Annotated in this window: 20 protein-coding genes, 1 pseudogene and 3 other annotated features (2 of these 24 running past the window's edge); of the genes and pseudogenes, 11 read left to right on the forward strand and 10 right to left on the reverse strand. The window is 31.5% G+C overall.

The features are described from left to right. Positions 1–201, forward strand: a binding site (T-box leader); it begins 30 nt to the left of the window's first position. A 45-nt stretch (positions 202–246) separates the two neighbouring features. Beyond that, positions 247–473: a binding site (T-box leader), on the forward strand. Between the two features lie 60 nt (positions 474–533). Beyond that, entirely contained in the window at positions 534–1,862 is a 1,329-nt protein-coding gene (locus MY490_RS04035; RefSeq protein WP_248268086.1) for an amino acid permease, read from the forward strand. A gap of 45 nt (positions 1,863–1,907) precedes the next feature. Here MY490_RS04035 and MY490_RS04040 read toward each other — a convergent pair whose 3' ends face one another. Beyond that, the gene (locus MY490_RS04040) at positions 1,908–2,648 is read right to left on the reverse strand and encodes an MBL fold metallo-hydrolase (RefSeq protein ID WP_248268087.1); all 741 of its coding nucleotides are present in this window, start codon (positions 2,646–2,648) and stop codon (positions 1,908–1,910) included. A 122-nt stretch (positions 2,649–2,770) separates the two neighbouring features. Next, entirely contained in the window at positions 2,771–3,340 is a 570-nt protein-coding gene (locus tag MY490_RS04045; RefSeq protein WP_248268088.1) for a TetR/AcrR family transcriptional regulator, read from the reverse strand. Between the two features lie 305 nt (positions 3,341–3,645). Between MY490_RS04045 and MY490_RS04050 the strand changes: the two genes are divergently transcribed. The 6 genes from MY490_RS04050 to MY490_RS04075 all read left to right on the forward strand — a co-directional run bounded on the left by MY490_RS04050 (position 3,646) and on the right by MY490_RS04075 (position 9,722). Further along, a complete protein-coding gene (locus MY490_RS04050; protein WP_248268089.1) occupies positions 3,646–4,857 on the forward strand; it encodes a multidrug efflux MFS transporter in 1,212 nt (403 codons plus the stop codon). A gap of 127 nt (positions 4,858–4,984) precedes the next feature. Continuing rightward, the gene (locus MY490_RS04055) at positions 4,985–5,857 is read left to right on the forward strand and encodes an AraC family transcriptional regulator (protein WP_248268090.1); all 873 of its coding nucleotides are present in this window, start codon (positions 4,985–4,987) and stop codon (positions 5,855–5,857) included. A 403-nt stretch (positions 5,858–6,260) separates the two neighbouring features. After that, positions 6,261–6,677, forward strand: a complete 417-nt coding sequence (locus MY490_RS04060; RefSeq protein WP_248268091.1) for a GNAT family N-acetyltransferase — start codon at positions 6,261–6,263, stop codon at positions 6,675–6,677. A 106-nt stretch (positions 6,678–6,783) separates the two neighbouring features. After that, complete coding sequence (locus tag MY490_RS04065) at positions 6,784–7,560, forward strand: arylamine N-acetyltransferase family protein (RefSeq protein WP_248268092.1); 777 nt, start codon at positions 6,784–6,786, stop codon at positions 7,558–7,560. A gap of 156 nt (positions 7,561–7,716) precedes the next feature. Further along, complete coding sequence (locus MY490_RS04070) at positions 7,717–8,154, forward strand: RrF2 family transcriptional regulator (RefSeq protein ID WP_248268093.1); 438 nt, start codon at positions 7,717–7,719, stop codon at positions 8,152–8,154. A 219-nt stretch (positions 8,155–8,373) separates the two neighbouring features. After that, positions 8,374–9,722 (forward strand): IS3 family transposase gene (locus MY490_RS04075; RefSeq protein WP_248268094.1). Its coding sequence is split into 2 segments (ribosomal slippage): positions 8,374–8,818 and positions 8,818–9,722, totalling 1,350 coding nucleotides; the frame shifts between segments, so codons are not numbered across the junction. 78 nt (positions 9,723–9,800) lie between these two features. Here the strand turns inward: MY490_RS04075 and MY490_RS04080 are convergent. The 6 genes from MY490_RS04080 to MY490_RS04105 form a co-directional block, all read right to left on the reverse strand. Continuing rightward, positions 9,801–10,043, reverse strand: a complete 243-nt coding sequence (locus tag MY490_RS04080) for a DUF3953 domain-containing protein (RefSeq protein WP_248268095.1) — start codon at positions 10,041–10,043, stop codon at positions 9,801–9,803. A 645-nt stretch (positions 10,044–10,688) separates the two neighbouring features. Beyond that, positions 10,689–10,874 carry a hypothetical protein gene (locus MY490_RS04085; protein WP_248268096.1) on the reverse strand — a complete coding sequence of 62 codons (186 nt, stop codon included), beginning with the start codon at positions 10,872–10,874 and terminating at the stop codon, positions 10,689–10,691. A 151-nt stretch (positions 10,875–11,025) separates the two neighbouring features. Continuing rightward, a complete protein-coding gene (locus tag MY490_RS04090; RefSeq protein ID WP_248268097.1) occupies positions 11,026–11,490 on the reverse strand; it encodes an NUDIX hydrolase in 465 nt (154 codons plus the stop codon). A gap of 272 nt (positions 11,491–11,762) precedes the next feature. Beyond that, positions 11,763–12,314 carry a hypothetical protein gene (locus MY490_RS04095; protein WP_248268098.1) on the reverse strand — a complete coding sequence of 184 codons (552 nt, stop codon included), beginning with the start codon at positions 12,312–12,314 and terminating at the stop codon, positions 11,763–11,765. 166 nt (positions 12,315–12,480) lie between these two features. Next, positions 12,481–12,936 carry an NUDIX hydrolase gene (locus tag MY490_RS04100; protein ID WP_248268099.1) on the reverse strand — a complete coding sequence of 152 codons (456 nt, stop codon included), beginning with the start codon at positions 12,934–12,936 and terminating at the stop codon, positions 12,481–12,483. Between the two features lie 318 nt (positions 12,937–13,254). After that, positions 13,255–13,500, reverse strand: coding sequence for a hypothetical protein (locus MY490_RS04105; protein ID WP_248268100.1), 246 nt, complete (start codon positions 13,498–13,500; stop codon positions 13,255–13,257). A gap of 311 nt (positions 13,501–13,811) precedes the next feature. Here MY490_RS04105 and MY490_RS04110 point away from each other — a divergent pair, with 311 nt between their 5' ends. Then, positions 13,812–14,444: a LysE family translocator gene (locus tag MY490_RS04110; RefSeq protein ID WP_248268101.1), complete on the forward strand. Its 633-nt coding sequence runs from the start codon at positions 13,812–13,814 to the stop codon at positions 14,442–14,444. A gap of 200 nt (positions 14,445–14,644) precedes the next feature. On the opposite strand, the gene MY490_RS04115 is transcribed toward MY490_RS04110, so the two are convergent. Continuing rightward, entirely contained in the window at positions 14,645–14,950 is a 306-nt protein-coding gene (locus tag MY490_RS04115) for a hypothetical protein (protein WP_248268102.1), read from the reverse strand. 335 nt (positions 14,951–15,285) lie between these two features. Here MY490_RS04115 and MY490_RS04120 point away from each other — a divergent pair, with 335 nt between their 5' ends. The 3 genes and pseudogenes from MY490_RS04120 (at position 15,286) to MY490_RS04130 (ending at position 16,950) form a co-directional block, all read left to right on the forward strand. Next, entirely contained in the window at positions 15,286–15,660 is a 375-nt protein-coding gene (locus tag MY490_RS04120) for a DoxX family protein (protein ID WP_248268103.1), read from the forward strand. A gap of 158 nt (positions 15,661–15,818) precedes the next feature. Beyond that, positions 15,819–15,956, forward strand: a pseudogene (locus tag MY490_RS04125) (pyridine nucleotide-disulfide oxidoreductase); the annotation flags it as partial. Between the two features lie 232 nt (positions 15,957–16,188). After that, positions 16,189–16,950, forward strand: coding sequence for a DUF2935 domain-containing protein (locus MY490_RS04130; protein ID WP_432707064.1), 762 nt, complete (start codon positions 16,189–16,191; stop codon positions 16,948–16,950). Positions 16,951–17,213: 263 nt separating this feature from the next. On the opposite strand, the gene MY490_RS04135 is transcribed toward MY490_RS04130, so the two are convergent. Next, positions 17,214–17,687 (reverse strand): pentapeptide repeat-containing protein, encoded by a 474-nt coding sequence (locus MY490_RS04135; RefSeq protein ID WP_248268105.1) that lies wholly within the window; start codon positions 17,685–17,687, stop codon positions 17,214–17,216. Between the two features lie 194 nt (positions 17,688–17,881). Continuing rightward, positions 17,882–17,920: a binding site (T-box leader), on the forward strand (it continues 235 nt past the right edge of the window).

Below are 17,920 nucleotides of genomic sequence, written 5' to 3' on the forward strand. Positions count from 1 at the left end.
CTTATCTCAATGTAATAGAGAGCTGATGGTTGGTGGAAATCAGTACAAAGATAAGGATGAATTTCGGTCCTGGAGCTATTTTTTTCGAAGTAAGGTTTATCTTTACTGAGGGGAAAACGGTCAAATTTGATCGTTATCAAATTCTTAAGAGGCAGAATATTTCTGCAACTAGGGTGGTACCGCGAATAATTCGTCCCTACTGATACAATCAGTAGGGACTTTTTTATTAGTTTAAAACTGAATATAGAAAATGCAATGAAGGGAATACAGTAATGTTTGTTTCACTGTTTAAGAGAGCTGGTGGATGGTGTGAATCAGTACAAAAATAAGCATGAATTACAATCCTGGAGCTTCTTTTTCGAAGTAAAGGTCGACATTTACTTTGAAAAAGACGGTCATCGATCGTTAAATAAAACAAGTGGCAGATTTAATTCTGCAATTAGGGTGGTACCACGGTGAAAATCGTCCCTGTCGTTAGTGGCAGGGGCGATTTTTTTTTAATAAAATTAAAAACTAGAAAGAGGAGATAGAAAATGGAATTACAAAAAAATTTACTACCAAGACATATCCGTTTCATGGCACTCGGTGGAGCAATTGGCACTGGTATTTTTAAAGGAACATCAGAAACTGTATCGATTGCAGGACCTGCAGTTATTTTTTCATATTTGTTTGCTGGATTATTACTTCTTGTTGTGATGAGTGCGATTGCGGAAATGGCTATTGCGTTTCCAGGTTTGAATATGAAAGGATTTATACGTAAAGCGTTTGGTACAAGAGTGTCTTTCGTAATTGGTTGGTTGTACTGCTTTATGTGGTTAGTTGTTTGTGTTATTGAAGTAATCGCAGCCGGCAGTTTTCTACAATACTGGTTTCCTTCAATGTCGTTATGGTCTTTAAGTTTTATTAGTGCTATTTTTATTGTGGCTGTTAATTTTATGAATGTGAAACGATATGGTGAAATAGAATTCTGGTTTGCAGGAATTAAAATAACAATGATTGTTTTATTTATTGCGTTAGGCGCAGGAATTTTATTTGGAATTATTCCAAGTGATCATAGTGGTTATGTTCATAATTATGTTCAGCATAAAGGATTTTCCCCACATGGCTGGTCAGGAGTATTTTCTGCTTTATTAATCGTCATTTTTTCTTACGGTGGTTCAGAACTAATTGGATTGACTTTAACAGAAACAAAAGATGCTGAAAAAGTAATACCAAAAGTTATAAAAGGGGTTATTTGGAGAATTGTTTTATTCTACACACTTCCAATTCTGATTATTTGTGGATTAATTCCATGGAATGAAATTGGTAATCAGGAAAGTCCATTTGTTCAAGTTTTATCAACAGTAGGTTTTCAAGGTTCAGCTCATATTATGAACTTTGTATTGATTACGGCGGTATTATCTGCTGCAAATTCAGGTATTTATGGCTGTACTCGTATGATGTATTCGTTAGCAACTGAGGGAGAAGCGCCAAAGGTTTTTGCAAAAATTTCTAAAAATGGTGTACCGATTTATACTGTTATTGTAAGTGCAATTATTTTGATTGGGGGCACTTTTGTAGCTTATTTTTCTCCAGATCGCGTATTCGGTTATTTAATGGCAATCCCAGGATTTACAGTTTCTTTAGTATGGATCAGCATTTGTTTAGCACAATTAAAGCTTCGTAAAACTTATACTAAGATGCCACACTTTAAAGTATGGGGATTTCCGTACGTAACATCATTTACAGTAATTGCATTAGGTATGAGCTGTATAGCATTTGCATTCAATGAACAGAATAGATTAAGTATTTTTGTATGTTTAGGAATGTTAGTTGTATTAATTTTATGTTCATTTATAAAGGGCAAAAAACAAACTCAATAAACAAAAAAGGGCACCTTATTTGGTGCCCAAACTTATTACAGTATATTATTGATTGTTAGCCAATGCTAAAAGCTGTTCATTTACATTTTCATTTACAACTCCGCCATGGTAACAAATGATTGTTTCAATATCATATTTTGTTAATTGTTTAATGGATAAAAGAGCCGTTTCCATATCAGGTGTAGCATTTGGATTTGGCCCCATAATTAGGCCATCAGCCGCGACAACAGCATCACCTGCGATTAATGTTTTGCTTTGTTGATGATATAAACAAATGTGACCAGGAGTATGGCCAGGTGTAAAGATCACAGTGATTCCACCAGCATACGGTAAAACTTCTTCGTCAGATAAAGTTGTATTAACTTTAGCATTTAGTGGTGTATCATAGATTGCTTTTATTTTTTTTCCAATTTCTTCAGGAACAGATTCAATCATTTTTGCAATTCGTTCTGGATTTACTTTCATTAAAGCTTTATCGCCTTCAATATATGGCTTGTCTTCTTTATGTGCTAGTACTTCAATTTCTTGATCAGCAGTTTTTAAAAGCTCAGCAAGGCTCCCGATATGATCAATATCTTGATGTGTAAGAATAATTTTAGACAGCTTGTTAAATGCCAATCCCGCTTTTTCTATCGCTTCACGAATTTCTCCAGATTGCCCTGGTATTCCTGTATCTACTAAGATCACTTCTTGTTCATCCCAAAGTAACGTTGGGTGAATAATATTTACCTGTCCTGTAAAGTTCATTTCTAATTCGATTGTTTCAATATCTTTAGCTATTTTCATTTGAATGGTAAAAGCATTAAATGGCCTTTACCACACCTCCCTTTGTTAGATGTGAGCACTAAACTAGACAATCTAAGGAAAGTTGCCTAGTTTAGTGTTCACTTTTTTTTGCTAGAAACTTATTACTTTTCCGTTTTTGAAACAGAAGAAATAAAGTCATCAATCATAACGTCAAAGCTGTCATCTACATTTACAGGATGTTGGAAATATCCAAGGAAATTCATCGAGACAAATCCGTGTAAAATGCTTCTTAATGCTCGACCTTGATGAATTAATAAAGTAGGGTCTGTAATATAAAACTTTAGAATTTGATGAATAATACTTGTTGTTTCCTTAGCAAGTCGTTTAACATCATCATTTTCCGTACTCGGGATATTCATAAAAAGTCCATAACCAGTTCTATTATCAAATGCAAAATCACGGTATACATAAGCAATTTCTCTAATCGCTTGTTCACCACTTTTTCCGACTAATCTTTGCATTAAAGTCGAATTTAATTTATTTAAAAGTGAAATCGTCATTTTCAATTTTAAATCGTCCATATTTGCAAAATGGTTATATAAAGATGGATATTTTATATCTAGCTTCTCTGCAATTTTTGGAAAAGTAACTTGATTCAGTCCGATTTCATTAGCCAATGAAAAAGCCACTTCAATAATTTTTTTTTTTGTTAAATTTCTTTTTTGAACCATTTTTTTGCTCCCGTCTCATGTTTAGGTAAATTGTTTTTTAAGAATATTTAGGCTGATTTTCCACTGCAATCAACTTTTGTCCTTAAAGATACAATACCTAAATACAAAGTATTTTTAAAGAGAGACTATATTACTGAAAATAGTTTAACACTTCTGATGATAATTATTAAACTATATAATATAATTTACAAACTATAAAATATAGTTTAGTGTTATGTGTATATAGAAATTTATTGTTATTTTTTATTTGTCTCATTCTCGAGACTTTTTTTGTTTTAATTTTTATCAAAAAGGAGGGGGAAATCATGTTATTGTGGAAAAGAAATTTAATTGTTTGTTGGTTTGGAATGTTTGTAACGAGTATTGGATTGAGCCAACTTGGTCCGGTATTACCCCTATATATTGATAAACTTGGTGTTCATAATTCGGCATTAATTAGTCAATTTTCAGGGATTGCTTTTGGGGTAACTTTTATTATTTCAGCCATTTTTTCTCCTATTTGGGGTTTGGCAGCCGATAAGTTTGGACGAAAACCAATGCTGCTAAGAGCAAGTCTTGGTATGTCTATTATTATTTTTTGTATGGGTTTCGCACATAATGTTTATGTTTTAATTGGTTTAAGACTTTTACAAGGTGTCATTACAGGTTACGGAACAGCTTGTACAACTTTAATCGCAACACAAACAGATAAAGAGCATGCGGGATCAGCATTAGGTACTCTTTCAACTGCAAGTATAGCAGGTTCATTACTTGGTCCGATGATTGGAGGTTATATTGGAGAGACTATAGGCTTACAAAATGTGTTTTTTGTAACAGGTGGACTCATGATGGTTGCGTTTGTTACAACAGCATTATTTGTAAAAGAATCATTTACTCGTCAAGATAAAAAAGTGCTTAAGTTTAAGGAAATATGGAGTATTATTCCAGATAAGAGTTTAATGATCACAATGTTCATTACTTTTTTTGTTTTAACAATAGCGCTTTATTCGATTGAACCAGTAATTACTGTCTACATTTCTCAGCTATCTGCAAATTCTACACATGTAGCATTGTTAGCGGGTATGGCATTTTCAGCATCAGGCTTGGCAAGCATTATTGCTGCTCCGAGATTAGGTAAGATTTCAGATCGAATTGGTCCACATAAAGTTATATTCGTTGCACTGATTGTTTCAGGTCTGATGGTTATTCCCCAAGCATTTGTAAAAAACGCTTGGGAATTGATGGGACTACGATTTATTTTAGGTTTGGCAACGGCGGGCTTAACTCCGTCTGTTAATACATTAGTTAAACGAATTACACCTGATGCTATTACCGGTCGAGTATTTGGATTTAATATGTCAGCTGGATATTTAGGGGTATTTGTCGGTTCCATTTTAGGTGGGCAAATTGGAGCATATTTAGGTGTGCAATACGTATTTTTTGTTACAAGTGCATTATTGCTTCTTAATGCAATCTTGGTTTATGTTAAAGTTAATCGAAAATTAAATGTAAAGGAAGATTTTAAATTATCGATGTAAACAGTTAAAAATTTTGGGAGCTACTTAATGTGGCTCCCTTTAATAATAGTATCCTACATAACTTAGCAAGAAATGTCGGATTGGTTAATTTCGTTCCTGTTATTCTATTGATGAAGGAGGTTATAAAATGGATTTGTTAAAGAATATGAATGATGCTCTAGTATATATTGAAGAAAATCTGACAAGTGAGATTGACTATAAAGAGCTTTCTAGACGGGCTTTTTGTTCCGAGTATCACTTTAAAAGAATGTTTTCGTTTCTTGCTGGAATATCTCTTTCAGAGTATATCCGTCGTCGCCGTCTTACCGTTGCAGCATTTGAACTGAAAGATCATCACAAGAAAATAATTGATATTGCTTTAAAATACGGATACAATTCTCCGGATTCCTTTACGAGAGCCTTTCAAAACTTACATGGAATTACTCCGTCAGAAGCTAGAAATAACGGCAATTCGCTCAAAGCATTTCCACGAATGACCTTCCAATTATCAATTAAAGGGGGAAATGAAATGAATTATCGTATTGAAGAAAAAGAAGCATTTCGAATCGTAGGGATAAAAAAGAGAGTTCCGATTATTTTTAATGGAGTTAATCCGGAAATTGCATCCATGTGGAAAACTTTAACGATGGAAAAAATAACGAAACTAAAAGAACTCTCCAATATTGAACCGAATGGCATAATCAGTGCATCAACAAATTTTTCTGAAGGTAGAATGGAAGAAAAAGGAGAGCTTGATCATTATATTGGTGTTGCCACTACAAATAACTGTCCAAATGAGTTCATTGAACTTGAAGTTCCTGCATCTACATGGGCAGTATTCGAAGCAATTGGTAAATTTCCAGATGCATTGCAAGAAGTGTGGGGACGAATTTATTCAGAATGGTTTCCATCTTCTAATTACGATCAATTAGAAGGTCCAGAAATTTTATGGAATGAACAGAAAGACATCACATCACCAACTTTTAAGAGCGAAATATGGATACCAGTAGCTAAAAAATAAAAAAAGAAAGAGACATACGCTCTTTCAGGTTTCTGAATGATTGTGTTTTATGTGATCTAGTTTATCTGAAATATTTTTAAGAATTTGATTTTTCTCTTGTTGAATTTTTAGGAATTTTAAAAGAAACCAAATCATAAAAACAAAAGGTGCTATGTAAAACAAAATCGGTATGATTGAAAATAGAGGAAAAAACACATTATCCATATCAATTTCACCCCTTTTGGAAGATTATACCATAATTATTAGATTAAAGCCTTCTTAGTATTGAAGGTTTTTTTATTTATAATTTATTCAGTTAGATTTTTGGTTAAGAATGATTTTAAAAGGAAAATAGCATTATTTAGAGAATGTACTATTAATTAAGAAATGCTATAAGTCGAATATAAAAGTAGGAGAAATAAACATGAAAATAGTAAAACAATGGGTACAAGAGGATAGTGATTTTATTAGACAAAAAGTAATTGAATTTAATGCTAAAAAACTTACTGATGAGAGGAAAGCACCGTCTGAAAATATAAGCTTTGTCGTTAGAAATGATCAAGAGGAAATAATAGGTGGAATTACTGGAAGGATGTATTGGCACCATTTATCTATAGACTTCTTATGGGTGTCAGAGGAATATAGACATGAAGGGTTTGGTAGTCAGCTAATCAATCAAATGGAAGAATTTGCTGTCGAAAATGGATGTCGTCTTATTAAAGTAGATACTTTTAGTTTTCAAGCTCCAAAATTTTATAAGAAGCACGGCTTTAAAGTGTTTGGACTAATTGAGAATCATCCAAAAGGGTATAATCAATATTATTTTGAAAAAAGATTATAGGAGACAATCTGATGGTATGAAGTTGCTTTTGCAGCTTATTTTTTTTAGCTTATAAACTTAAATGGTATGATTAATTAAAAGTTTGATGAGACAGGAGGAAACGTTAATGAGCGAGCTTAATTTATTGTTTCGAAAAAGGATTGGATTACATGATAATGAAGAGATTAACTTTCATAATTTAAATGACGTTCTTGAAAAAACGGCTAAAAATATACCTTTTGAAAATCTTTGTATTATAAGAAATAAAACGAATGAGATCAACCGAGAAAATTTAATTAGTAAATTATTAGTAAAAAATGAAGGGGGTCTCTGTTATGAATTGAATTCATTACTTTATTTATTTCTTCTTGAAAATGGGTTAAACGTGAGGTTAGCAAGAGGAGTTGTTTATGACAATACAGCTCAAAGATATCCTACATTTGGAAGAACACATGTCACAATCCTATTAATTCAAAATGAAGAAACATACTTAATTGATACAGGATTTGGGGCGAATCTTCCTTTAAAAGCAGTTCCCTTATCCGGTGAGATGATTACGTCTAATAATGGTGAGTTTCGAATTAAAAAAGAAGACACAGAATTCGGGGATTATGTATTGATGTTAAAACTAAAACATAAAGATCCTGATTGGAGAATTGGATATGCATTTGATTCACGCGATTTCATATCGGATGTGTCCGAATTTAATGAGATTCAAACAATTATTGCTGAGCACGAGGAATCGCCATTTAATAAAAACCCTTTAATGACTCAACTGACAAATGAGGGGAATAAAACTTTAACGAATACATCTTTTACACAATGGATTAACGGTGTAGTTATGAAAGAGGATATTAATGAAATGAGATATAAGGAATTAGCAAAGCAACATTTTGGGCTCTAATTAAAAATGGATTAACTATTATTAGTAAACATCTAAATCATTATTGGTAAAAATTGTTAGTGATTTTCTTCTAACCATTGTATTGCCTATGAAAATTTAATGTTCTATCATTTGCTTATTAAGTAAACAACCAAGTAATTTTAGGAGTGAAAAGCAATGAGTAGTGCAAACAGAGGTGTCAATATTGGTCCACCTCGTTTTAAAATAGCAGTTCATGCAATAGTTTGGTTGGCAAATAGTGGTGGAATGTTATCAAGCGCAATGATTGCAGAGCAAGTGGATTCTCATGCGACATTCATGCGAAGAGTAATGCAATCTTTATCCTCAGCGGGTATTGTAGAATCCAAAGGTGGCCGTGAAGGTGGTTATATTTTAAAAAAGGCGATGGATTCAATTACCTTAGGTGAAATCTATACTGCTGTTAATAAGGGTCCCATAGAACAAGAAATGTCAGTTGACTGTGGTGAAGCTGAAGAACAGCTAGATTTAGAATTAGAAAGAATACTATTGGAAGCGGAACGCCAGGCTTTAGATTATTTAAAGCAATTTACAATTGAAGATGTTATGAATCGAATTGATTTTTTTAAGGATTAAACTTAATTTACTAGTTTGATAAAAAATTATAAGTACTAAATTAATATAGCAGGTAACACTGCTTTTTTATTTTGCCTAAATTTGTGCTTTTAAAAAAAGTTTTTAAAAATAAGGCTCTGTTAGATTAATTTGTTGATTTTTGAACAAAAAATAAGACTACAGAAATGAACTGCACCCCGATTGTTAGACACGGCTAACAATCGGAGGTGTAGTTTTTTTATGGCTAAATTTACATTAGATCAAAAGATAACTGTTGTTAACGAGTACTTAGAAGGTAAAGGATCACTAAGAAGTATTGGAAAAAAATATGGTATTTACCATAAGCATATTCAAAAATGGGTAGCTCTCTTTAATACGCATGGATTGGAGGGATTAAATTCTAGATATACAAACTACTCTGGCGAGTTTAAAATGAACGTATTAACGTATATGAACGAAACAGGGTCGTCAGTCTTAGAAACAGCTGCTGCTTTTAATATCCCAGCACCATCAACCATCTTTAAATGGCAATCCATTTTAGAGGAGAAAGGTGTGGACGCCCTTTATTCAAAAAAACGGGGGCGTCCAATTATGAAAAGAGAAACTAAGAAAAAACAAGTTGTAGAAGGATCACAAGAGGCATTATTAGCTGAAATTGAACGATTGAAAATGGAAAATGCATATTTAAAAAAGTTGAATGCCTTAGTTCAAGAGGAGAGAAAATTACAGAACGACAAAAAGCGAAAGTAATCTATGAATTAAGGCACGAATACAAGGTAATTGATTTAGTAAAAATAGCTGAGATTCCACGTAGTACCTATTATTACTGGGTAAATAAAATTAAAACTCCTGATAAGTATGTTGAAGTAAAGGAATCTATCAAACAAATTTTCCATGAACATCTTGGGAGATATGGGTACCGTCGAATTACTTTAGAATTGCGTAATCAAGGTCTTTTAATTAACCATAAGACAGTTCGTCGATTAATGCTTGAATTAGGATTAAAGAGCCTTGTAAGAGTTAAAAAGTACCGTTCTTATCGTGGAAACGTTGGTAGAATAGCTCCAAATCTACTTAATCGTGAGTTTAACGCATCAAAGCCTAATGAAAAGTGGGCTACTGATGTAACGGAATTTCATTTATTTGGTGAGAAGATATACTTTTCGCCTATCCTCGACCTATATAACGGTGAGATCGTGGCTTATAATTTTGAAAAACGTCCTGTATTTCCATTAGTAACAAAAATGTTAGATAAAGCTTTTAAACGCCTTAATGATGGTGACTCCCCTATCCTACATTCAGATCAAGGATGGCATTACCAAATGAAAAAATATCAGCATCTACTCAAAGAAAACAAAATTATCCAAAGTATGTCCCGAAAAGGTAACTGTTTAGATAATGCAGTTATGGAAAACTTCTTTGGTTTATTAAAGTCTGAATTATTTTATCTTCAGGAATTTAAGAGTATCGAAGATTTCATTTTAGAATTAGAAAATTATATCCACTACTACAATCACAAACGAATTAAGACAAAATTAAAAGGATTGAGCCCTGTACAATACAGGGTCCAATCCTCACTAGTAGCATAATTAAAATATGTGTCTAACTTTTTGGGTCCAGTTCAAAATTGTAGTCTTTTGTTTTTCTTATGCAACTAATGCATTGCGTTAGTTCGTTAAGAAGAAGAAATCTACGAAACTCAACAAAACTACAAAAAAATGAATATAGCTTCTTTTTTTGTTTAATCGAAATTCTCTTATACCTGACTTCAAGAACATTAATCCTAAGAAAAGGAACATATAATGTAGCGCTAATCCCATCTTATTAGTTTTATAACCGTATATACCTAAAACTACGACGATTAAAGGTAATATGCTTATTCCTAAAATTGCTCCTAAAGATTTTAACAATATATTCACCACCTATTAAATACAAACCACTATCCAAACTTATTGATTTAGGATTAATGCATGCGTTAGCCATCCATGAATCCTCAGATTCCCAACAGTGAATGGAAGTTTATATCGTACTCCCATGGTAGTTGAATAAGCAATTATTTTTTTCTTGGGCGATTTGTTTTTCTCTATACAAATTGTATAAACAAAGGTACAGTCGCAACTACAAAACATAATACTCCGATAATCTTGAATTTTTTATCTCCATATATAAGATTCATTACTCCTAATAAAATAAATGTACTCGTTTCAAGTAAATTTGAAATAAGTTCATTTAGGTTTGTGGGATTGTTAATATAATCAATTTTAAAAATTGTCAAAGCAATTATGTCTAATATAAATAAATAAATAAATAAATGGTTTAGGTATTCTTTTTTCCATTTTGATTTACCCCTTCGATGTTAATTGCAGTTAATTATACATCGTAAATCTACTACTGTAACTTGGGGGAATTCAGACTTTTCCACATAATTTTCGGATAATCCTTATTGTACTAAACAGCCAGTTTGTTGAATAAAAAAATCGACTAAACAGCCAATCTTGTTGTTCAACTATTGCATGCTTTAGTTGAATAAGAACTATGTACTTTTACATAAATTCCTATTTCTTAGTAGAAGTATTTTTTCTTAATATACAATAAAGAAAGAGTGCGACTCCTCCTCCAAAAGCGCCAGCAAAATGAGAACTTCTTAAAGTATCATTCATAAGATACGCTGTCACTAAAAAAGCTAATACAAACGAAATACTCAATAAAAAGTTTGTTAAAATGTATTTTCTTGAAAGCATGATTTACTCCAATCTTTTTTATTCTCTCTAAATAAATTCCATATATTTACAGTAAATCCTTCTTCAACTAAACTGCCATTTAGCTCAATAAAAAAAATCGACTTTTCAGCCGATCGTATTGTTCAACATACGCATCAGTTAGTTGAACAGATTATTTTATAATTGGATATCTATTTTCTTCTGCCCAATCCATTATAAATGGTTTTTGACGGGGATTTAAGTTAGCAGGAAGGTCTGTCTTTCTAAAAAATCGATGTTCTCTGCTTTCAATACCTTTTTGTTTTAACTCCCCTGTAAAATGTTTAGATTTGAAAATTATTTGAACACTGAAAGTCTGATCTCCATTAGGATATTGAACAAAACATTTTTCTCCTGAATAAATACCAAACAACTCTAAATCAGTTATCGTTAGCCCTGTTTCTTCAAAAGATTCCCTTTTCGCTGTCTCTTCAAAGGTTTCTCCAATTTCCATAATTCCACCTGGAATACACCAATTATCTTCGTCAGTTCGGTGTTGTAATAATATTTGTTCTTTATCTTCAATAATAATCCCGCAACCAACAGTTAATAAGGTTTTGTTACCAATATATTTTCTCATTTCTGCTATGTAATTCATCGACTTCTCCTTCATTAAAAACCATCTTTATTCAAATAATTTTAACAATAATTCACTATGAATTTCTAAAGCAAATTTTCCTATTTATTCCAGTTTCTTATTCAACTATCCTGCCATTTAGTTAAACAAAAAAGAGCTTCCGAAGCAACTCACGTTGTACAACTAAAGCATCAATTAGTTGAATAAGAAAACATTTATTTTCAAATTTTTTTCTAGATTTTCCAATCATACATCTCTAATATGATTCTCTATTTTTTGTTGGATATTAGGATTTACTTATTTAATCTACTATGAATTACAGAATGTAGCTCGCTCAATCTTTCCTGATACCTAGTTGCTTCTTCAATCTTAGAGTATCTCTCATCATTAAGTGCCCTTTCAATTTCATATAATTTTTCAAGTTCTGGTCTCAGTGACTTTATAGTCTCAATATCATTTTTTTGGACTAACTCTTGTAAATATGAACTATATTCTCCAATATCAACAAACAAATTATCTATATCTACTTGTAGTTCGATAACGACTAATTTATTAAAAGTTGCCTTATCCTTACTTGTGATTCTGGGAATAAAGTTTGGAACAGTAGATAAATAGGAATCAATAAATCCTTTAGCATAATATAAATCTTTTTGAGTATTAGCTTGCGACAATAATTTTGTAATATTACCAAATTGATATAGTGATACTGAGTAATTATGTCGGTAAATTTCATCTAGTGCAACATTAGGACTTGGTTTGTCTATTTTACTAACTTTATCTGATAAACAGCCCGTCATAGTTAAAAACATTGAACAGGAGATTAACACCAACGAAAATTTTTTCACATAATCCCTCCAAAAAAAGAATAAATTTAACATACATTTTCAATATCTTTCTAGCATTTAAATTCTACATTTTTGTAATTTTTTCCTTTTCTATTGGAATATCCTATAAGTTAGCAAAAAAATAGACTGCTAAAGCAGCCTTCTTGTTGTACAACTAACGCATCAGTTAGTTGAATAAAGCATCCTTAAATGATATTATGATTGGAAGTTCAGGTGGACTAATTTCAGATGGTAATTCATTAAAACTAAAAAAGCGTAAATCTTGCACTTCGCTTTCTTCTTTTTCGAATACACCTGAGTATTCAGTACATATATAAGTAGCAATTACATTATATACTTCGTCTCCGTGAGGATATTTATAATAAAATTCTTTTCCAGAAAAAATGTTAAAAAACTCAAGCTTTAATGCTGTTAAACCAGTCTCTTCCTTCAATTCTCTTTTAGCAACTTCCTCTAAATTTTCTCCTAATTCTAATGAACCACCAGGTAATCCCCAAGTATTATTGTCTTTCCTTAATTGTAATAGCACTCTTTTTTGTGAATCTAATAGTATAACATTTGCACCAGCCATTAATAGTGGACGACTACCTACAACTTTTCTTAAATCCATAATATATCCCATTGTTTTTCTCCCCATAAATTATGTTAATGTTTAAAATAACTGTAACAAATGATTACATCTTATTCCACTAATCTGCCATTTAGCTACACAAAAAACGATTCTTCGTTATTGAAAAATCGCATGGGTTAGTTAAATTATTTCTTAGAAGTGAGAAATGGAATGGTTAGATACTTAAATTACCTTTTAAAATTGCACCCAACGCTAAAATACCACCGCTAGTTGAAATCAAAAAAGCCATTTAAAATTCCCTCCAAAAAGTTAAAAAAACGATCCTTCGTTATTAAATTAATCGCACTGCGTTAGTTAGTTAATTCAATCCTATTTTATTAGCTTAGTAAAACGGTTTTGTATAACAAATGCGATAAAAACTGATAGCATTGTAACAATGAATAGAGATACAGAAGAACTTTCCACAAAAATAACCTCATGTGGCAACTTTGATATATTACTCCATTGATCAGCTAAATCAGGCTGATAAAATACCGTTAAAAGCATACCTGAGAATACATTTAAAGCAACAAATAATAGGATAAAACTTATTGAAAACAAAAGAATTTTTTTCATTTTTATTCTCCTTTAGTTACTCAATTTATATTATTCACTAAGAAGATTTTCCTAAGATGATACTACTAACATTAACATATTTTTCCATTTTTAACTACAAGTTTGCAAATACCTGCCATTTACTCTAATAAAAAAGAACAGCTTTTGGCTCCTCTTCATCATTAACTTATGGAGTGCGTTAGTTCAAACCAAATCAAAAGTATTTTCTTTTCATTTGGAAATTACCACAAAATAGAAAATAATAGTTTTAAAATCATATATGATACTGTAATATCAATAAGGGCACCTTAAAAAAGAAAGGGTGCATAAAAGTGTATGGTATTATTCATTTCGAACTATTTTTAATAACAGGAATTTTGCTTAATTTAATTCCAGGTGCAGATACGATGTATATCGTAGGTCGAAGTATTTCTCAAGGGAGAAAAGCTGGAGTATTTTCCGTTTTAGGAATCATTTCAGGCTCATTAATTCATACGCTTTTGGTTGCGTTTGGATTATCCCTTATTCTATTAAAATCTGTTTTCTTATTTAATACGATTAAGATTATAGGTGTTATCTATTTGGTATACTTAGGGATACGTATGCTACTAGATAAATCAAATGCTGCGTTTCGAGCAGCCGAAGTTGACAAATTAAATATCCCTAAAGTATATGTGCAAGGTATTTTAACGAGCTTAACAAATCCCAAAGTATCATTATTTTTTCTTTCGTTCCTTCCACAATTCATTGATACAAAGGCTTCTGGTCCGATTCCTTTTCTGATCTTAGGACTGACTTTTACAACAACTGGGTTGTTATGGTGTTTATTTGTTGCTTATTTTTCTTCTTATGTAACAAAGAAACTAAGAGGAAACCAGAAAATTGGAATGGTTTTAAACAAAGTAACTGGAATAATTTTTATTGGTTTGGGTATTAAGCTCCTTCAAATAAAAGCTCCTAACTAAACTTATTAAAAACCTGATGCCCCCTAAAATATAAAAGTTTATGTGAATGAAAATATAAAGAATTCCTTCAGAAACAATATCTGAAGGAATTTTTTATATTTGTTATGCAAACTAATGCATGCGTTAGCCAACCATGAATCCTCTGTTTCACAAAAGTGAATGGTAGCTTTTATTCTAATCTAATAGTATTTGCATAAGAATTAAAAATTTATCGTTTTTTTCGGTAAAACCTTTGGGTCTTTTATTAGAGATGCAACGTTCTTCCCTTTGTTAAACCTTACATTATTAAGCCAATAAATAAACGCACCTTCATCATAACTCAGTCCATATTTCTCCTTGTTGTCCTCATCAACACCAAAAGATACCCAGAAAGGATGGTCATTATTTCTATCATATAACCATCTAAAAAAATCTTGTTGCAGTTGACGGATATTTCTTCCTACTTTTGCAGGACATCTAATATAAACTGTATCATCTTCGTATTCAAATTCAATTTTTACAAACAACTTTAACTTCCCCCATCCGATTGATCTATCAAGTAATTATAGCATTTCTTATTCAACTAACCTGCCATTTAGTTGTATAAGAAAATCAACAATCTGCTTTAACAGAGACAAAAATAAAGAAATTATATGTATTTAATGGAGGTGTAGGAGGACTAAAGACCCAGTAGGAACGTGAAGGCCTAGCTCATGCTAAAGCGAGCATACTTAGTTGAAATCAACAAGATATTACATATTTAATTAAACATTCTAATCAAAATTTTAGATAGAATAGTTACTTTTGTAGTAATATGTGCTTTTTTCAATTGCATATATATTAGTAAAGGGGTGATAAAAAAATGGATATTTTATCAATTATCTTTCAAATTTTATTAGCTCTTATGTTTTTAATTGCTGGTTTAGGTAAAGTTTTTGGTTCAAAAACGAGTGTTGAAAGTTTTAATCACTTGAAATTAGCACAATGGTTTAGAGTAATTACTGGATTAGTAGAATTAGTTGGAGCAGTTTCACTGGTTATTGGATTTTGGGAAGAAAGTTGGGTTCCAGCGGGTGGTTTATTATTAGGAGTTGTGGCAATCGGTGGAATAATATCACATATCCGTGTTAAGGATTCGTTTAAACAAACTTTTACAATATTATTATTAGGCATTATTGCGTTTGTACTTTTATGGATTAATTATTCTGATCTCTCAAGTTTCCCGGGATTTAATTAATTTGCGAGAATATATACAGGTATTAATAAGGTATTAATAAAAGCCGACAGAATAATAAATACAGTACTTAAATCAATCTTATATGTAACAAGGAGCAATTTTAATAATGTATGATATCGTAATGATCGGCGCTAAGACCGGCTGGAGCAAGTGCTGCTTTATTTGCAGCGGGAACTGTTGTAGGGACTAGTGTTCATACCATCATTACAGCAGGTGATGGAGCAAAAGTTGCGATTAATGTTATTAGTCAATTAGATGGGAAACGATATGTTGATCACGATGTTTTGAAATCATAATTTATGATTAAATAAATAATTTAGCGTTACTTCTATTGAAGTAATGCTTTTTTTTTATAAACTATTTTAAATTTTGATAGACTAATAGCTATTCTATTTAAAAAGATGTATCTGTAATAATTCATTTTTTCATCAATATATTAGAATGAAATGAATTATGTTAGGAGGGGTCCGATTGTCGGATGCATTTATAGCACGTTCCTTAGATGAGATTCTGTTTTGGTCAAGGATCATGAAAGAACATGCACTCTTTCTTAAATTAGGCTTTAATTGTGATGATACTGAGTTAATTCAAGAAGCAGATCAATTTTATCAAGTTTTTGAAGCAATAGGAAATAAAGCCCAATCATTTTCGCTTCAAACGGATCCTCAGCAAATTAAGCAGTTTAATAATGAGGTTCATCAAGCAGCTTCTATGATTTGGGCCTATAAGCGGAAAATCCTTAATTTACTCCTTACTTGTAAAATAACGGGCAATAACTTTCCTTTATTAGTTGACCATACAAGTAGAGAAGCGGCCTATTTTGCAAATCGCTTGACTGAATTAAATAATGGTCAACTCCAACCGCTACCTGCTGCAATTATCCAGGAAAATGTTTTCTTTTTAAGAATTATGGCAGACCATGCAAAATTTATAGGACATTTATTAGACCCATCAGAAAGAAAACTAGTAGATCAAGCGAGGGAATTTAGCCATGATTTTGATCAGCTTTTATATCAAGCCGTAGATTTAGAGTCAATGAGACCACAATCTGAAACAGTTCCGATACTTGACCAATTCCTTGATGAAAACCGAGTATCGGTAAAATCACTTAGAGACTTTAAGAAAACAGCTCGCGACCTAATAGAAGCATGTAGAATTAAAAGTATCATTCACCCACTGCTAGCAGACCATGTATTTAGAGAAGCAGATCGATTTTTGCATATAATTGACGCGTTCGAAGCACAGTTAACAGGGAATGGAAACAGAAATGTTGTACTGGACGACCATTAAAAACAACGCAAGTTAGCAAAATAGAAATGAAAAAAGAATCTGATTAAAGATTCTTTTTTTATTGCGCGTTTGAAATAAAACATAGTTGGAAAAATCTAAAATATAAAACCCTACTCATAAACGGTTCATGGGCAAGTATAAGGGTAAGAAGAAGAATATAGGTTACTCATGAGTGGTTCATGAGTAAGTAAAAAAGAAAAAAGTAGAAATCACAAATCACAAATCACCTTATTCATAACAGTGGGAACTTATTTATGTAGAAATTATTCCCTCTGTCTATAACTCTTTAACAAATCCTCAATTAAAATGCCATTAATTTTCAATCCTGATAAATTGCAATTATTAATTTCGACATGACTTAAATCACAGTCCGTGAACTGACTATTTGTTAAATTGCATTTTTCAAATTTAATAGAATTAGAGTGATCTTCAAGATTTAGATCTTCCGGAATCACAATATTGCGGAAGCTTGATCCAGTTAAATGAACATGATCAATTACTAAGTCTCTTAAATTCCCATTTGTTATTTTTGTATTAGATAAATTAACATCTGAAATTCGAGTTCCGAATAAATTCACGTCATTTAATTCTAGATTTCTCATATTTGCATTTGTAAATTTCGAATTTGCCAAGCTTACATTAGTAAAGTCTAAGTTTTCAGCTCTTACTTCACTAAATGTTGAAAAAGACATATCTGTTTTTTGTAACTCAAATAATGCAGTCTTCCAATTTGACATTACATCTCCTCCTAAAGCTTTGATAATTGAATATATTTAACTTAAAACCCGAGTATCCCTTCACTCTTAATCATTTTTAATTTCGACAAATAGTTGAATCAACTTTTATTTTGTAACTTATACTATATAAAAATCTTCTTTTGAAATAGTTTGACTTTTCGATATTTTTTTTATAAAATCTTTTTAACATTTGAATAAAAGCAATGAAGAGGAAAAGTAGAATAATGTTATTT

Origin of the sequence: Gottfriedia acidiceleris, assembly GCF_023115465.1 — a bacterium.
GTDB classification, from domain to species: domain Bacteria; phylum Bacillota; class Bacilli; order Bacillales; family Bacillaceae_G; genus Gottfriedia; species Gottfriedia acidiceleris_B.

What these genes read in the sequence shown, in the direction of transcription:
- MY490_RS04055 (WP_248268090.1), top strand. Translation starts at nt 4,985, where the DNA reads ATGGATTTGTTAAAGAATATGAATGATGCTCTAGTATATATTGAAGAA.
- MY490_RS04050 (WP_248268089.1), top strand. Translation starts at nt 3,646, where the DNA reads ATGTTATTGTGGAAAAGAAATTTAATTGTTTGTTGGTTTGGAATGTTT.
- MY490_RS04035 (WP_248268086.1), top strand. Translation starts at nt 534, where the DNA reads ATGGAATTACAAAAAAATTTACTACCAAGACATATCCGTTTCATGGCA.
- MY490_RS04085 (WP_248268096.1), bottom strand. Translation starts at nt 10,874, where the DNA reads ATGCTTTCAAGAAAATACATTTTAACAAACTTTTTATTGAGTATTTCG.
- MY490_RS04135 (WP_248268105.1), bottom strand. Translation starts at nt 17,687, where the DNA reads ATGTCAAATTGGAAGACTGCATTATTTGAGTTACAAAAAACAGATATG.
- MY490_RS04060 (WP_248268091.1), top strand. Translation starts at nt 6,261, where the DNA reads ATGAAAATAGTAAAACAATGGGTACAAGAGGATAGTGATTTTATTAGA.
- MY490_RS04040 (WP_248268087.1), bottom strand. Translation starts at nt 2,648, where the DNA reads ATGAAAATAGCTAAAGATATTGAAACAATCGAATTAGAAATGAACTTT.
- MY490_RS04100 (WP_248268099.1), bottom strand. Translation starts at nt 12,936, where the DNA reads ATGGGATATATTATGGATTTAAGAAAAGTTGTAGGTAGTCGTCCACTA.
- MY490_RS04130 (WP_432707064.1), top strand. Translation starts at nt 16,189, where the DNA reads ATGAAAGAACATGCACTCTTTCTTAAATTAGGCTTTAATTGTGATGAT.
- MY490_RS04105 (WP_248268100.1), bottom strand. Translation starts at nt 13,500, where the DNA reads ATGAAAAAAATTCTTTTGTTTTCAATAAGTTTTATCCTATTATTTGTT.
- MY490_RS04065 (WP_248268092.1), top strand. Translation starts at nt 6,784, where the DNA reads ATGAGCGAGCTTAATTTATTGTTTCGAAAAAGGATTGGATTACATGAT.
- MY490_RS04070 (WP_248268093.1), top strand. Translation starts at nt 7,717, where the DNA reads ATGAGTAGTGCAAACAGAGGTGTCAATATTGGTCCACCTCGTTTTAAA.
- MY490_RS04120 (WP_248268103.1), top strand. Translation starts at nt 15,286, where the DNA reads ATGGATATTTTATCAATTATCTTTCAAATTTTATTAGCTCTTATGTTT.
- MY490_RS04045 (WP_248268088.1), bottom strand. Translation starts at nt 3,340, where the DNA reads ATGGTTCAAAAAAGAAATTTAACAAAAAAAAAAATTATTGAAGTGGCT.
- MY490_RS04090 (WP_248268097.1), bottom strand. Translation starts at nt 11,490, where the DNA reads ATGAATTACATAGCAGAAATGAGAAAATATATTGGTAACAAAACCTTA.